Origin of the sequence: Oceaniglobus ichthyenteri (assembly GCF_003057885.1) — a bacterium.
GTDB lineage: Bacteria > Pseudomonadota > Alphaproteobacteria > Rhodobacterales > Rhodobacteraceae > Oceaniglobus > Oceaniglobus ichthyenteri.
The window spans coordinates 440537-455975 of sequence record NZ_QAGK01000002.1 but is presented as its reverse complement, the minus strand read 5'-3'; the positions used below and the strand labels follow the sequence as shown (position 1 = coordinate 455975).

12 protein-coding genes are annotated in these 15439 nt (G+C 59.6%); 8 read left to right on the top strand and 4 right to left on the bottom strand.

What is annotated here, in order from left to right; genetic code table 11:
- Nucleotides 1-17: 17 nt before the first annotated feature.
- The gene (locus C8265_RS05165; RefSeq protein WP_108482898.1) at nt 18-1019 is read right to left on the bottom strand and encodes a DUF2125 domain-containing protein; all 1002 of its coding nucleotides are present in this window, start codon (nt 1017-1019) and stop codon (nt 18-20) included.
- Between the two features lie 64 nt (nt 1020-1083).
- Here C8265_RS05165 and C8265_RS05160 point away from each other — a divergent pair, with 64 nt between their 5' ends.
- The 3 genes from C8265_RS05160 to C8265_RS05150 all read left to right on the top strand — a co-directional run bounded on the left by C8265_RS05160 (nt 1084) and on the right by C8265_RS05150 (nt 5610).
- A complete protein-coding gene (locus C8265_RS05160) occupies nt 1084-1620 on the top strand; it encodes a gamma-glutamylcyclotransferase (protein WP_108482897.1) in 537 nt (178 codons plus the stop codon).
- A gap of 78 nt (nt 1621-1698) precedes the next feature.
- Entirely contained in the window at nt 1699-2904 is a 1206-nt protein-coding gene (locus tag C8265_RS05155; RefSeq protein ID WP_240610989.1) for a biopolymer transporter ExbB, read from the top strand.
- 3 nt (nt 2905-2907) lie between these two features.
- Complete coding sequence (locus tag C8265_RS05150) at nt 2908-5610, top strand: peptidoglycan -binding protein (RefSeq protein WP_108482895.1); 2703 nt, start codon at nt 2908-2910, stop codon at nt 5608-5610.
- Here the strand turns inward: C8265_RS05150 and C8265_RS05145 are convergent.
- The 3 genes from C8265_RS05145 to gloB all read right to left on the bottom strand — a co-directional run bounded on the left by C8265_RS05145 (nt 5607) and on the right by gloB (nt 9844).
- Nucleotides 5607-6572 carry a M23 family metallopeptidase gene (locus C8265_RS05145; protein WP_240610981.1) on the bottom strand — a complete coding sequence of 322 codons (966 nt, stop codon included), beginning with the start codon at nt 6570-6572 and terminating at the stop codon, nt 5607-5609. The two genes, C8265_RS05150 and C8265_RS05145, sit on opposite strands and share 4 nt — an antisense overlap.
- A 12-nt stretch (nt 6573-6584) precedes the next feature.
- Nucleotides 6585-8903 carry an ATP-dependent Clp protease ATP-binding subunit ClpA gene (clpA, locus tag C8265_RS05140; RefSeq protein WP_108482894.1) on the bottom strand — a complete coding sequence of 773 codons (2319 nt, stop codon included), beginning with the start codon at nt 8901-8903 and terminating at the stop codon, nt 6585-6587.
- Nucleotides 8904-9076: 173 nt separating this feature from the next.
- Nucleotides 9077-9844: a hydroxyacylglutathione hydrolase gene (gene gloB, locus C8265_RS05135; RefSeq protein ID WP_108482893.1), complete on the bottom strand. Its 768-nt coding sequence runs from the start codon at nt 9842-9844 to the stop codon at nt 9077-9079.
- Between the two features lie 63 nt (nt 9845-9907).
- On the opposite strand from gloB, the gene C8265_RS05130 reads away from it, so the two are divergent.
- The 5 genes from C8265_RS05130 to atpD all read left to right on the top strand — a co-directional run bounded on the left by C8265_RS05130 (nt 9908) and on the right by atpD (nt 15401).
- Complete coding sequence (locus C8265_RS05130) at nt 9908-10654, top strand: class I SAM-dependent methyltransferase (protein ID WP_108482892.1); 747 nt, start codon at nt 9908-9910, stop codon at nt 10652-10654.
- 315 nt (nt 10655-10969) lie between these two features.
- Complete coding sequence (locus C8265_RS05125; protein ID WP_108482991.1) at nt 10970-11530, top strand: F0F1 ATP synthase subunit delta; 561 nt, start codon at nt 10970-10972, stop codon at nt 11528-11530.
- Nucleotides 11531-13069, top strand: a complete 1539-nt coding sequence (atpA, locus tag C8265_RS05120) for a F0F1 ATP synthase subunit alpha (protein ID WP_108482891.1) — start codon at nt 11531-11533, stop codon at nt 13067-13069.
- Between the two features lie 21 nt (nt 13070-13090).
- Entirely contained in the window at nt 13091-13957 is an 867-nt protein-coding gene (locus C8265_RS05115) for a F0F1 ATP synthase subunit gamma (RefSeq protein ID WP_108482890.1), read from the top strand.
- 19 nt (nt 13958-13976) lie between these two features.
- A complete protein-coding gene (atpD, locus tag C8265_RS05110; RefSeq protein ID WP_108482889.1) occupies nt 13977-15401 on the top strand; it encodes a F0F1 ATP synthase subunit beta in 1425 nt (474 codons plus the stop codon).
- Nucleotides 15402-15439 lie beyond the last annotated feature (38 nt).

Below are 15439 nucleotides of genomic sequence, written 5' to 3'. Positions count from 1 at the left end.
TTTGCGCGCGACAGCCATCAGCGCAGGCGCAGGCGGGGCGCGGGGCCCAGCGGGATCGGACCGAAGCTGACAAACCCGTTTTGGAAACTGAGCGGGGCATCCAGCGTTTCAGGGTTGCCCGACAGACCCGCCAACATCCCCAAACCCCGTTCCACCGTCGGCGCAAGGGCGCCGGGTAACAGCCCGCCCGCCACGGCCATTTCCAACATCTCGCGCCAATTGGTGGCCTTGATCGTGATGCGCCCGGTTGGCACGCCCTGATCGTCAACCGTCAACCCGCCCGCCGCGCGAAAATCAAGGGTGCCCCAAGTCGCGCGAAGCAGATTCAGATCGATAGCGGTGATGTTTGGGCGGGCGTTTTCGACGGCAAACCGATCCCACGGCGCATCAAACCCCACGGTGGCGTCGATTTTCAGGGTTTCGACCGTGTCGGGCAACAGGGTGGCCGGGTCCAGCCGGGCGCGGGTTGTGGCGGTGGGCGCAAAACCCAACGCTTCGAACGCGATGTCGTGGGCATATTGGCGGGCCGCCGTTTGACGGGTGGCAAACCGACCCGTTTCCAGCGCCATCGACCACCCCGCGCCGCCGGTCAGGGTGACGTTATCCATCACGAATGTCGCATGATCCAGGGTCAGCGACGTGCCCGGTTTGAACACGACCGAGCCGCGCATCCGGTCTGACGCAATGTCGACCCGTTCCAGCGGCGAAGCGAGCGTTTGCGTGTTGGGCAATACGGCAATGATGTGATGGGGTTTGTAAGACAGCGCGAGAATTTGAAATAATGGCGCGCTCCAGGCGACGCCGGTGTTCGGGTCGGCCAATTCCAGACCGGTGATTGTGGTGTCAAACCGGTTGGGGAACCCGGTGGTGTTCAGGTCGGCATAGTCGGCCACCCAGCCTTGGGCGCGGCGCTGATCGAACCAGGCGGTCAGGCCCCGTTCGACTGCTGAAGCGCCAACAAACCAGTATCCGCCCCAAACCACCGCCGCGATCAGTACCAACGCCAGTAGTTTCCGCATCACTGCCCCTTTCGCCCAAAGCCTTGTTGGTGTTTACAGGCGCAATAACAGAAGGACCAGAGCCATGGCGATGTGGGTGTTCGGATACGGATCACTGATGTGGAATCCCGGTTTTCCGGTGGCCGAACAGGGCATCGCGACCCTGGCCGACCACATGCGCACATTTTGCATGCGTTCGATCCATCATCGCGGCACCGATGAAAACCCGGGCCTTGTGTTGGCGCTTGATCCGGCGCCACGGGCCGCCTGTGTCGGGTTGGGATTTCGGGTTGCCCCCAATGCCGAAGAGCGCACCTTGGATGAGCTGCGCGAACGCGAATTGATCTCATCGGCCTATGTCGAACGGATTTTGCCGATGACCCTGGCCGATGGCCGGGTCGAACAGGCCGTGACCTATGTGGTTGATACCGAACATGTTCAATATTGTGGCGGTCTGACGCTGGAAGATCAGGCACAGATCATCGCGCGTGCGGTCGGGCAGCGTGGCCCAAACACCGAATACCTGTTCAACACCGCCGCCCATCTGGCCGAGATGGGCATACCTGACGGCGATCTGGCCTGGCTTGATCGACGGGTTCGCGACATCCTTATGTTATCGTAACCCACAACTGTTATTGGACATTTCCCACTGCGCCTTTATGCTGCGGTGCGACATTCAAGGGGACTGAACCAGCCGATGTTGGGCAAACCAGAACAAGACGGCCGGGCGCAATTTACCCGCCCGGTCCGCCAAATCGTAATGATGCTCAGCGTGCTGGCCATGGTCGCCGTGGGCAGTTATGTGGCGTTTCCCAGCGTGGCACCGGTGTTTTTGGCCAACCTGTGGCTGAACGGGTTCATCGCCTTTGTGTTCATTTTGGGCATTGCCGCGTGTTTCTGGCAGCTGTTTCAGCTGTTTCAATCGGTCAACTGGATCGAAGGGTTTGTGGCTGAAAACCCCGGCCACGAATTTGTAAAAGCGCCCCGGTTGCTGGCCCCGCTTGCGGCGCTGTTGCGTTCGCGCGGGCGGCAGATGCAGATTTCGGCCCCGTCGTCGCAATCTATCCAGGATTCCGTGGCGACGCGGATCGACGAGGCGCGCGATATCACCCGGTATATCGTTAACCTTTTGATTTTCCTTGGTCTTTTGGGTACGTTTTATGGGCTGGCCACCACGGTGCCGGCCATCGTCGATACGATTCGCGGCCTTGCCCCGAAAGCGGGCGAAGACGGCATGCAGGTGTTTTCACGCCTGATGAGCGGGCTTGAGGCGCAATTGGGCGGCATGGGCGTGGCATTTTCATCATCATTGCTGGGCCTTGCCGGATCATTGGTTGTCGGGCTTTTGGAGCTGTTCGCCAGCCATGGTCAAAACCGGTTTTACCGGGAATTGGAAGAATGGCTGTCAAGCATCACGCGCCTTGGCTATGCCTCGGGCGAGGGTGAGGGCCAAGGCGAGGCGGGCATGGTCGCCGCCGTGCTGGATTACATGTCACAGCAGATGGATCAGCTGCAGGATATGTTCCGAGAGGGCGAGGCCAGTCGCGCCGCCGTCGACACCCGGCTGACAACACTGGCCGCGTCAATCGAACGGATGACCGACCGGATGAATGCCGAAGGGTCGGTCAGCGATGCCTTGGATCGGGTGGCCCGGGGTCAGGAAAGATTGGCCGAAGCGTTGGAGATTCAGGCCGAACAAGGCGGTGGCGGAGTAGATGCCGAAAGCCGGATGCGCCTGCGCTCCATTGATGTACAGCTTTTGCGATTGCTCGAAGAACTGGCCGCCGGACGTCAGGAATCAACCGCCGAGTTGCGTTCTGATATCAAATCCCTGATCCGGGCCGTGCGGGGGCAGGGCCTGACGGGGCGGGGCGATGCGGCAGCGGCCAAAGACAGACGGGGTTAATTCATGGCCCTGACGCGGCGATCCACACAAAGGGTATCAAACAGCATCTGGCCCGGATTTGTCGATGCGATGACCGCGCTGTTGCTGGTTATGATGTTCGTTCTGACGATTTTCATGGTGGTGCAATTCGTCCTGCGCGAAGAAATCTCAGGTCAGGAAACCGAACTGGATGCCTTGGGTCAGGAAGTGGCGGGCCTTGCGCGATTGCTGGGTCTGGAGCGGGAGCGCACCGCCGCGTTGGAAACCGACAAGGCCGATCTGGATGCCGAATTATCCGCCGCCCAAGACAGGGCGCGCGAACAAGATGTGCTGATTTCCAGCCTGACCGCCGAAACCGAATCACAAGGCGCGCGCATCGCCGATTTTCAGGCCCAAGTCGCAAGCCTGCTGGCCGAACGCGATACGGCGCTGGCCCAGGGCGCGGCGCTGAGCGCGACTGTTGCGGAATTGGAACAGGCGCAGCAGCAGTTATTGACCGAGCAAGAGCAGTTGCAACTGGCCCTGGCCCGTACCCGCGATGAAATTGATGCGCAAGCGGAAGAGGCGCGGTTGGCCGCTGCCCGGCGCGAGGCATTGGAGGCCCTGACCGCGCAATTGCGCAGCGAAACCGCCGATCAGGATCAAGCCTTGGCCGCCTTGAACGCGACCCTGACCGAAACCCAAGCGCAGCTGAGCCAGGAAGAACAAGCCCGCTTGGCCGAGGCCGCCGCCGCCGAGGCCCTGCGCGCGCGGCTCGAAAGTTCGGATGCGGCGCTTTCGGCGATGACCCTGGCGTTGGAACAGGAACGTGCGCGCGCCGAAGAAACCCTGACCCTTCTGGCGGCGGCCCAGTCCAGCGAAGAGGATTTGAACGCCCGCCTTGCGGCGGCGATTTTGGCACAGGATAGCACAGCCGCCCAACTGCAAACCCTGAAAAGCGAACAGGCCGATCTGAACCGCCGCCTGGCCCTGGCGCTGTTGACCAAGGACAAAACAGATGAAGAGGTCGCCGCGTTGCAAATCGCGCTGGATCAGGCGGAAAACGACCGTGCGGCGCTGAACGAAAAATTGGCCGCGGCCTTGTTGGCGCAAGACAAAAGTGCCGAACAGTTGGCGGCACTTAGCGAACAGATGGCGGCGCTGGATACGGACCGTGCCGATCTGAACACCCGTCTGGCCGCCGCATTGTTGCAAAATGAACAGACCGAGGCGACGCTGGCCGAAACCGAGGCCGCGCGTGACACGCTGAACCGCGATCTGGCTGCCGCCCTGTTAAGCCAGGAAGATTTGCGCGCCACACTGGATCAGACCCGCGCCGCACTGCAGGGCCAGGCCGAAACAAGCGACGCGTTGGATACCCGACTGGCCGCCGCCCTGTTGGCGCGCGATCAAACCGCCGAAGAGTTGGCCACCGCCCGCGCCGCATTGGAAACTGCCCGTGCTGATGGGCAAGATATGTCAGAACGCCTTGCCGCAGCGCTTGCCAGCGGCAATGAAACGGCCACGGCGCTGGATGCTGCACTGGCCGCCCGCGCCGCTCTGAGCGATGATTTGGCCCAAGCCGAAGTGGCGCTTTCAGCGGCCTTGGCCGCACGCGCCACCATCGAACAAGAGCGTGATTCCGCCGACGCGCTGTTGCGCGAGGCGCTGGCGCAACGGGATGAAACAACCGAAGAACTGGCCGCGATTTCCGCCGCTCTGCGTGCTGCAGAGGCGGCAAAGGAGGCGTTTCAAGGGGATCTGCAATCGGCCCGTGACCGTCTTGCCGAGGCCGAGGCAGAGGTGGCGGAATTGCGCGCTACGGTTGGCCGCGAAGCGACCGAGCGTGATCGTCTGGCCGCAGCGCTGGAGGCGGCCCGCAGCGAAGCGGCGGCACTGGCAGGTGCGGTGGATACCGAGGATGCCCTGCGCGATCAGTTGGCTGAGGCATTGGCAGCAAAGCTGGCCGCAGAACGCGCCGCCGCCGAACGCCTGAGCGAGGCCGAGCAGCGCAATGCCCTGTTGAACGCGGCGCGCACGCAGTTGGACACCGAAGAGGCCCGTTCAGCCGAAAGCCAGCGGCAGGTTGAAATATTAAACCGGCAAGTCACTGAATTACGGGGCCAATTGAATCAGCTGCAGGCCCTGTTGGATTTGGCAAATGACAAGGACGCCGCATCGCGGGTGCGGATCGAAACATTGGGGGCCGATCTGAATGCCGCGCTGGCCCGCACGGCAATCGAGGCAAAGCGGCGCGCCGAGCTTGAGGCGGCCGAGCGCCAGCGTCTTGAGCGGTATCAGTCAGAGTTTTTTGGCCGCTTGCGCGATCTTCTGGACAACCGCGAAGGGGTCAGAATTGTTGGCGACCGCTTCGTATTTTCGTCCGAAGTGCTGTTTGAAAGCGCCTCTGCCGATCTGTCGGACGCCGGTCAGACCCAAATCGCCCGCGTCGCCCAACTGTTGTTTGACGTCGCCAAGGAAATCCCCGACGAGATTGATTGGGTGGTCCGTGTGGACGGACATACCGACAACGTGCCACTGAATTTCAGCGCGAAATATGCCGACAACTGGGAATTGAGCCAGGCGCGCGCGCTGTCTGTGGTGCGGTTTCTGACCGAAGAGTTGAATTTTCCGGCCAACCGTCTGGCCCCTACCGGGTTTGGCGAATTTTACCCGGTCAACCCGGATAACACAGCCACAGCGCGGGCACAGAACCGGCGAATCGAACTGAAACTGACCGAACGCTAGGGGCGGATCGTGACGACAATATCGGTCTGATCAACCGTTTCGCCGCCCCGGGTCAATTCAGCAATGCCCCGATAATCGCCCGCAGGCCACGGCGTGGTCGTGCGGCGCCCCACGGCGCGAAAGAACTGCGCCTGTGCCCGGTCGATGGTCAGATCCTCTGACAAAATGTTGCCGCCCGGGCCAGTGATTGTCAGCCGCATCCCATCATCGGGCTGGCTGCCATAGGCAAAGGCCCATAGAACCAGAGCGGGCGTGTCTGGCGGCAAAAACGCCGCGCCTGCCATGCCGGCCTTGACCGTATCATAGTCGGGAATAACGTCGGAAAACCCGACCGATATGATGCCGCCCGGCTGATAGGGGGGCGTGTTTTGCCAAAGCGATGTTTCCGGCGATTGGCCACAGGCGATGTTGCCGGTGGCATTGAACGGATCGACCACGCGGCCCTCATGGCGCACCGACAGGTGCAGGTGGGGAAACTGTGTTTGCCCGCTCAGCCCGACATGGCCGAGGGTTGTGGCATTGCTGACACGCTGGCCCTTGCGCACGGTCACCGAGCCGCGTTTCAGGTGGCAATATTGTGTCTGCCAACCACCGCCATGTCCGACCACGACGCCATTGCCACATTCGCGGTCTGAAACATCGGGCGCGCCCGGGGTGCCTTGCAAATGGTCCGGCATGCCATCACGCACACTGATCACAGTTCCCGGCGCGGCGGCAAAAACCGCGATGTCGGCGTCGATCGTGCTGATAAAGGGCAGGGCGAAATCGGTGCCTTTATGGCCATCATAACTCAGCGGGCCACAGGTGTAATCCGCAGCGCCCTGGCCCGGATCGGCATCGGTATATTGTTGGATAAAACAGGTTTTTCCCAAGGTGCAATCAATGGGAAGCGCCAGAATGGGGTCTCTCGCGGCGGCGGGCGCCGCGAGAAGGATCATGGGCAGGGCAATAATCAGCCGCACCAGCGCCGCGCCTTAATCGGCCGTCAGCAGCGGTGGTTTTTTTGATGACAGGCGGCGGGTTTCCGGCGGATCGATTTTCAAATCGATCTTGCCGTCTTTCACGCCCACCTTGACGATGCCACCTTTTGCCAGTTTGCCAAACAGCAGTTCTTCGGCCAAAGGTTTTTTGATGTGCTCCTGAATGACACGGCCCAGCGGGCGGGCGCCCATCTTGTCGTCATAGCCTTTGTCGGCCAGCCATTCTGCGGCGGGTTTGGTCAACTCGATGGTGACATTGCGATCCATCAGCTGTGCCTCAAGCTGCAGAACGAACTTTTCAACAACCTGCATGATCACCGACTTCGGCAGCGCGCCAAAGGAAATAACGGCGTCCAGACGGTTGCGGAATTCGGGCGTGAACGTGCGCTCAATCGCGGCGGTGTCTTCGCCTTCGCGCTTGTCACGGCCAAATCCGATGGCGGCCTTCTGCATATCGGCGGCTCCTGCGTTCGATGTCATGATCAGGATGACATTGCGGAAATCAACCGCCCGACCGTTATGATCGGTCAGTTTGCCGTGATCCATGACTTGCAGCAGGATGTTGAACACATCCGGGTGGGCCTTTTCGATTTCATCGAGCAACAGCACACAATGCGGGTGCTGATCAACGCCATCGGTCAACATGCCGCCCTGATCAAACCCGACATAGCCCGGAGGCGCACCGATCAGACGGGATACTGCGTGTTTTTCCATGTATTCCGACATGTCAAAGCGCAACAGTTCAACACCCAGCGTATCGGCCAGCTGTTTGGCCACTTCTGTTTTACCCACACCGGTTGGCCCGGCAAACAGATAGTTACCGATCGGCTTTTCCGGTTCGCGCAGGCCGGCACGGGCCAGTTTGATCGCCGATGACAGGGCGGTGATCGCCTCATCCTGGCCAAACACGACGCGTTTCAATGCGCCTTCGAGATCGCGCAGAATTTCGGCGTCGTCCTTGCTGACGTTTTTGGGTGGGATGCGGGCGATTTTTGCCACCACGGCTTCGATCTCTTTGGTGCCGATGGTTTTGCGCCGCCTTGATTCGGCCACCAGATGTTGTGCCGCTCCGGCCTCGTCAATCACATCGATTGCCTTGTCGGGCAATTTGCGGTCGTTGATATAACGGGCCGACAATTCCACCGCGGTTCTGATCGCATCGGCAGTGTATTTGATGCTGTGATGCTCTTCAAAATACTCTTTCAGACCTTTCAGGATCTTCACGGTATCTTCCACCGAAGGTTCGGCCACATCGATTTTCTGGAACCGGCGGCTCAGCGCGCGGTCCTTTTCGAAATGCTGGCGAAATTCTTTGTAAGTGGTTGAGCCCATGCAGCGCAGTTTGCCGCCCTGCAACGCAGGTTTCAGCAGGTTGGATGCATCCATCGCGCCGCCCGATGTGGCCCCGGCGCCGATGACGGTGTGGATCTCATCGATGAACAGCACCGCATCTGGATGATCTTCCATCTCGGTCATCACCGCCTTCAGGCGCTCTTCGAAATCACCGCGATACCGGGTGCCCGCCAACAGCGCGCCCATATCAAGTGAATAGATCGTCGCCGAAGACAGGACTTCGGGGGTTTCACCGCGCACGATTTTCAATGCCAGACCTTCGGCAATGGCGGTTTTGCCAACGCCGGGATCACCCACCAAAAGCGGGTTGTTCTTGCGCCGACGGCACAACACCTGAATGCACCGCTCAACCTCGTGTTCGCGGCCGATCAGCGGATCAATATCGCCCTTGCGGGATTTCGCGTTCAGATCGACACAATACTTGGCCAGGGCCGATTCCTTGCCATCGCCGTCTTCCACCTGGGTGTCTTCTTCGGGGTCGGGCGACCCGGAAACGGGCCGTGCTTCGCCGAAAGACGGGTCCTTGGCCACGCCATGGGCGATATAGTTGACCGCATCATAGCGGGTCATATCCTGTTCTTGCAGGAAATAAGCAGCGTTTGATTCGCGTTCGGCAAAGATTGCAACCAACACGTTTGCGCCGGTCACTTCGGTGCGGCCCGAAGATTGCACGTGAATCGCCGCGCGTTGGATAACCCGTTGAAATGCTGCGGTTGGCACCGCCTCTGACCCTTCGACATCGGTGACCAGGGTGGACAAATCATCGTCGATGAAATCGATCAATGTCGATTTCAAATCTTCCAGATCAACGGAACAGGCCTGCATCACCTTGGCGGCATCCGGTTCGTCGATCAGGGCCAGCAACAGATGTTCCAGCGTGGCAAGTTCGTGTCGGCGGGCATTGGCGAGGGCCAGTGCAGAGTGGATCGCTTGCTCGAGAGTCGTTGAAAATGAAGGCACCGCCGTGCTCCTTCCTATCTTGGGTTGGGCGAGGGTATCCCGCATCAACCGTGGTCTCTTAAGGTTAAAGCTTGGTTGTTTGTGGCCCAGCTTCAAGTTTTTTCTTTGATTGTTCGTTCACATTTTAGTCTTGTGTTGCGTTGGGCGGCGCCAAGGATTGAGAATCGGGGAGGTTAAAACGCGTCTTTGCGCGCCCGGATTTCGGCAAACACCTCAGCGTCGGTGTTAGAGTGCATAGATAGGTACGCTTTCACGTCTGGCAAATGGGCGCGCAAAAAAGGATTGGTCGCCAATTCTTCGGACAGGGCCGATGGAACGGTTGCGCGTCCGGCGGCGCGGTCATCGGCAATGCGTTTGGCGCGGGCAATCAGGGCGGGGTTGTCGGGTTCGATGGTCAGGGCGAATTTGGCGTTGGAGGCGGTGTATTCGTGGCCCGAATACACCATCGTTTCCGGCGGCAACGCGGCCAATTTTGAAAGGCTGGCCCACATCATTGCGCCGTCGCCTTCAAACAACCGCCCACAGCCCAGGGCCATCAGGCTGTCGGCGGTGAACACGGCCTTGGCGTCGGGCACATGGAATGCAACGTGCCCCTTGGTGTGGCCCGACACATCGAACACCTGCACATCGGCACCTGCGAATTGAAACGTGTCACCATCGCCCACCTTGCGGGTGAGGGGGGGCAGGCGGTGCGCATCGGCGGCCGCGCCGACCACCGGCACGTTGTGACGGGCCAGCAGGGCGGCCAAACCTTGCACATGATCGGAATGATGATGGGTGATCCAGATTTCGCTCAGGGCCCAACCGCGATCTTGCAAAGCCTGTTCAATCGGTGCCGCCTCGGGAATATCGATCAGGGCGGTCGCGCCGCTGCTGTCATCATGAAGCAGGAAGGCATAGTTGTCAGACAGGCATGGAATGGTCACAACAGACAGGGGCATGGCAATTGGCCTTTGAGTTTCTTATGGTCCCTACAACTCTTGCAGTAATCGGGCGCGGCGGCAATGCATCTGGACGTTCTTGACCTTCGCACCTTTTATTATCGTACACGTTTGGGGCGGGCGGCGCAAAAGGCGGTGCGCGATCAGATGTTGCGCCTGTGGCCCCCGACGCGGGGGCAATCGGTGGCCGGTTTCGGCTTTGCCGTGCCGCTGCTGCGCCCCTATCTGCGCGATGCCGAACGGGTGATCGGCCTGATGCCCGGCCCCCAAGGGGTGATGCAGTGGCCGGCCGGGCAACCCAACGTTTCGGTGCTGTGCGAAGAAACCCTGTGGCCGCTTGAGCGGGAATCTCTTGATCGGCTGGTGCTGATGCACGGGCTGGAAACCAGTGAAAATCCAACCTCGGTGCTGGAAGAGGCGTGGCGCGTCTTGCGTCCTTCGGGGCGGGCGCTGTTCATTGTGCCAAACCGGGCGGGCCTGTGGGCGCGGCGCGACAAGACGCCGTTCGGATTTGGCCGCCCCTATTCTTTGGGCCAACTTGAGGCGCAATTGAAACACGCCGGATTTGTCCCACAGCGGCAGGTGGCGGCATTGTTTCATCCGCCGTCCGAAAAACGGTTCTGGCTCAAGGCCGGCCCATTGATGGAGCGGATCGGGCGCAAGGTATCGGACAGCTATGCCGGGGGGGTGTTGATGGTTGAGGTCAGCAAACAGATCGCCCCGACCCCAGGCACCCGAATCCGGGATTCGGTGCGCCGCCCCCTGCGGGTATTGGATGGGTTGGCGGTGCCGGGGGTAAAGCCGATATAACGCCGGTACGGGCGCGAAAGCAGTGTTCAAAGGCCGCGGGCAAACAATTTTTTTTTGCTGCCGGGGCGGGGTTTCGCAGGTGCAGCACGGGAATTTATGGCGCGAAACCATTAAGATATATGGAATTCTTGCGAAAATTCGGCGCGAAAGCTGACCACATGTCGCAGGTGCCAAAGACAGTTGCGGGGGCAGAATGCCTCTGCTACACCCCTGCCGACTTTGATGACGTGGCCGTGATGGCCGCGTCTTTCCAACTGCCCTGACCGGATCGTGCGCGAAACGGCCCCATGGCGCTAAGACATCGAAAGGGTGGACGTGTCCGAACCAGCTTCGATTTCCGCAGGGATCGCCGGGCGTTATGCCACGGCTGTGTTTGCCCTGGCCAAGGAAGACAATGCTTTAACTGCCATTGAGGCGGATGTGACAGCGCTTGACGCTGCTCTGTCCGACAGCGACGATTTTCGCACGCTGATCTCTTCGCCGCTTTATACCCGCGAACAGCAAGAGGCCGCGATTGGCGCCTTGGCTGACAAGATGGGGCTAAACGCGACCATGGCCAACACCCTGCGCCTGATGGCCGGCAAACGGCGGTTGTTCGTTTTGCCGCAACTGTTGAGCGAACTGCGGGGCCTGATCGCCGAAGAAAAAGGCGAAATCACCGCCGAAGTCAGCGCCGCGTCGAAACTGACCAAGGCTCAGGAAAAATCATTGGCCGACACGTTGAAAAACGCGGTGGGCAAAGATGTGAAGATCAAGATGTCCGTCGATCCAGCGCTGATTGGTGGGCTTGTCGTGAAAGTCGGCTCGCAAATGATTGATACGTCGATCCGCGCTAAATTGAATGCACTCCAGAACACTATGAAAGAGGTCGGATAAATGGGTATCCAAGCCGCCGAGATTTCTGCGATCCTCAAGGACCAGATCAAAAACTTTGGCCAAGAGGCGGAAGTGGCCGAAGTAGGCCGCGTATTGTCGGTTGGTGACGGGATTGCCCGCGTCCACGGATTGGACAACGTGCAGGCCGGTGAAATGGTCGAATTCCCCGGTGGAATTCAGGGCATGGCGCTGAACCTTGAATCAGACAACGTCGGTGTCGTTATTTTCGGGTCTGACCGCGACATCAAGGAAGGTGACGTTGTAAAGCGCACCAATTCGATCGTTGACGTGCCGGCCGGTGACGGGCTTTTGGGCCGCGTTGTCGATGGCCTTGGCAATCCGATTGATGGCAAAGGCCCGATCGAAGCGGCCGAGCGTCGCGTGGCCGACACCAAGGCCCCCGGCATCATCCCGCGCAAATCGGTGCACGAACCGATGCCGACCGGGATCAAATCCATCGACGCCATGATCCCGATTGGCCGTGGCCAGCGTGAATTGATCATTGGCGACCGTCAGACCGGCAAGACCGCCGTGGCGCTGGATACGATCCTGAACCAGAAATCATATAACGATGCGGCCAAGGACGATTCCGAAAAGCTGTATTGTATCTATGTTGCCATCGGCCAGAAACGTTCGACCGTGGCGCAGTTGGTGAAGAAGCTGGAAGAAACCGGCGCGATTGAATATACCACCATCGTCGCCGCCACCGCATCCGACCCCGCGCCGATGCAGTTTTTGGCACCCTATTCCGCCACCGCAATGGCCGAATATTACCGTGACAATGGCAAGCACGCGCTGATCATCTATGATGATTTGTCAAAGCAGGCCGTGGCCTATCGCCAGATGTCGCTGTTGCTGCGCCGCCCGCCAGGGCGCGAGGCATATCCCGGTGACGTTTTCTATCTTCACTCCCGTTTGCTGGAGCGTTCGGCAAAGCTGGGCGACGATTACGGCAATGGCTCGCTGACCGCGCTGCCGATCATCGAAACCCAGGGCGGCGACGTGTCGGCGTTTATTCCGACCAACGTGATTTCGATCACCGATGGTCAGATCTTCCTTGAAACCGAACTGTTCTATCAGGGCATCCGCCCCGCTGTGAACACCGGTTTGTCGGTGTCGCGGGTTGGTTCATCGGCGCAGACGAACGCGATGAAATCGGTCGCCGGTCCGGTGAAACTTGAACTGGCCCAGTACCGCGAAATGGCTGCCTTTGCGCAGTTCGGCTCTGACCTCGATGCCTCGACACAGCAGTTGCTGAACCGGGGGGCGCGCCTGACCGAACTGATGAAACAGCCGCAGTATTCGCCGCTGACCAACGCCGAAATCGTCTGTGTCATTCTGGCGGGCACCAAGGGCTATCTCGATAAGATCCCGGTCAGTGCCGTTGGTCGGTTTGAAGCCGGTCTGCTGAATCACCTGCGGTCGAAACATGCTGACATGCTGGATTGGATCACCAACGAAGATCCAAAGGTCAAAGGCGATGCCGAAGACCGTATCCGCAAAGCGATCGGTGAGTTTGCCGACGATTTCACAGCTTAAGAACCCCGGAAGGACAGCTAGATGCCTAGCCTGAAGGACCTTAAAAACAGGATCGCGTCGGTCAAATCGACCCGCAAGATCACCAAAGCCATGCAAATGGTCGCGGCCGCAAAATTGCGCCGCGCCCAGGATGCGGCCGAGGCTGCCCGCCCCTATGCCGAACGGTTCAATGCCGTGATGTCGGGGTTGGCCCAATCGGTGCAAGGCAGCGATACGGCACCACGTTTGTTGGCCGGAACCGGCAGCGATCAGGTGCATCTGCTGATTGTCATGACCTCGGAGCGGGGCCTGTGTGGCGGTTTCAACTCGTCGATCGTGCGGAAGGCCAAATTGCGCATTCAGGCGCTGCTGGCCGAAGGCAAGACGGTGAAAATCCTGACCGTCGGTAAAAAAGGCCGCGATCAGTTGCGCCGGGAATACCGCGATAACCTGGTCGGTCACGTTGATCTGACCGAGGTAAAGCGTGTCGGTTACGTCAATGCGCAAGAGATTGCCAAAGACGTGCTGAGCCGTTTTGACGCCGGTGAATTTGATGTCTGCACGATCTATTTCAGTCAATTCGTGAACGTGGTCAGCCAGATCCCGACCGAATTGCAGATCATTCCGGCCAAATTCGAACCGGTCGAACAGACAACGTTGTACGATTATGAACCCTCGGAAGAAGGCATCCTGGCTGATCTGCTGCCGCGCAACATCGCGATTCAGATCTTTACAGCCCTTCTTGAAAACGCCGCCAGCGAACAGGGCGCGCGCACCGGGGCCATGGACAACGCAACGCGAAACGCCGGCGAGATGATCGATAAACTGACCATCCAGTACAACCGCTCGCGTCAGGCCGTGATTACCAACGAACTGATCGAAATTATTTCGGGCGCTGAAGCGCTCTAAGACGAACCGGAGACAAACAATGGCTAACGCTAAAGGCAAGATCACGCAGGTCATCGGTGCCGTCGTTGACGTACACTTTGATGATGAACTGCCGCAGATTCTGAACGCGCTGAACACAACCAACAACGGCAAAAAGCTGGTGTTGGAAGTGGCGCAGCATTTGGGCGAAAACACCGTGCGCACCATCGCGATGGACGGCACCGAAGGTTTGGTGCGCGGCACGGAGGTGGAAGACACCGGTGGCCCGATCATGGTGCCCGTGGGCAACGCGACCTTGGGGCGCATCCTGAACGTGACCGGTGATCCGGTTGACGAAGGCGGCGCTGTCGAGGCCGAAGAATTCCGCGCCATTCACCAGCCCGCCCCCGACTTCGCCGCCCAGGCGACAAGCTCGGAAATTCTGGTCACCGGGATCAAGGTGGTTGATCTGCTCGCGCCCTATTCAAAGGGTGGCAAGATTGGCCTGTTCGGTGGTGCCGGTGTGGGCAAAACGGTTTTGATCATGGAATTGATCAACAACATCGCCAAGGTGCACAGTGGTTTTTCCGTGTTTGCCGGTGTGGGTGAGCGGACCCGTGAAGGCAACGATCTGTATCACGAGATGATCGAATCGGGCGTTATCGTTCCGGATGACCTGACCAAATCCAAGGTGGCGCTGGTTTATGGTCAGATGAACGAACCACCCGGCGCGCGTATGCGTGTTGCCCTGTCCGGTCTGACGTTGGCCGAGCAGTTCCGCGATCAGTCGGGCACCGACGTGTTGTTCTTTGTCGACAACATCTTCCGCTTTACCCAAGCCGGGTCCGAGGTTTCGGCGCTGCTGGGCCGGATTCCTTCGGCCGTTGGGTATCAGCCAACTCTGGCCACCGACATGGGTGCGCTGCAGGAACGGATCACGTCGACCAAAGCCGGTTCGATCACCTCGGTTCAGGCGATTTATGTGCCTGCCGATGACTTGACCGACCCCGCGCCTGCCACATCCTTTGCCCACCTTGACGCGACGACGGTTTTGAACCGGGCGATTTCGGAACTGGGCATCTACCCGGCGGTTGACCCGCTTGATTCCACCTCGCGGATCCTGGATCCGTCGGTCGTGGGCGAAGAGCATTATCAGGTGGCCCGCGATGTTCAGGGCATTCTTCAGCGCTATAAGTCGCTGCAGGATATCATCGCCATTCTGGGCATGGATGAATTGTCAGAGGAAGATAAGCTGACCGTGGCACGCGCCCGGAAGATCCAGCGTTTCCTCAGCCAACCGTTTGACGTGGCTAAGGTGTTCACCGGATCGGACGGCAAGCAGGTGCCATTGGAAGACACGATCGCGTCGTTCAAGGCCGTTGTTGCGGGCGAATACGATCACCTGCCCGAAGGCGCGTTCTATATGGTTGGCGGCATCGACGAAGTGATCGCCAAAGCCCAGAAAATGGCAGCAGACGCCGCCTAAGTTATTGGGCGCGCCGCTCACAGGTGCGCCCATCCAGA

What these genes read in the sequence shown, in the direction of transcription:
- C8265_RS05130 (WP_108482892.1), top strand. Translation starts at nt 9,908, where the DNA reads ATGCATCTGGACGTTCTTGACCTTCGCACCTTTTATTATCGTACACGT.
- atpA (WP_108482891.1), top strand. Translation starts at nt 11,531, where the DNA reads ATGGGTATCCAAGCCGCCGAGATTTCTGCGATCCTCAAGGACCAGATC.
- atpD (WP_108482889.1), top strand. Translation starts at nt 13,977, where the DNA reads ATGGCTAACGCTAAAGGCAAGATCACGCAGGTCATCGGTGCCGTCGTT.
- gloB (WP_108482893.1), bottom strand. Translation starts at nt 9,844, where the DNA reads ATGCCCCTGTCTGTTGTGACCATTCCATGCCTGTCTGACAACTATGCC.
- C8265_RS05165 (WP_108482898.1), bottom strand. Translation starts at nt 1,019, where the DNA reads ATGCGGAAACTACTGGCGTTGGTACTGATCGCGGCGGTGGTTTGGGGC.
- C8265_RS05150 (WP_108482895.1), top strand. Translation starts at nt 2,908, where the DNA reads ATGGCCCTGACGCGGCGATCCACACAAAGGGTATCAAACAGCATCTGG.
- C8265_RS05115 (WP_108482890.1), top strand. Translation starts at nt 13,091, where the DNA reads ATGCCTAGCCTGAAGGACCTTAAAAACAGGATCGCGTCGGTCAAATCG.
- C8265_RS05160 (WP_108482897.1), top strand. Translation starts at nt 1,084, where the DNA reads ATGGCGATGTGGGTGTTCGGATACGGATCACTGATGTGGAATCCCGGT.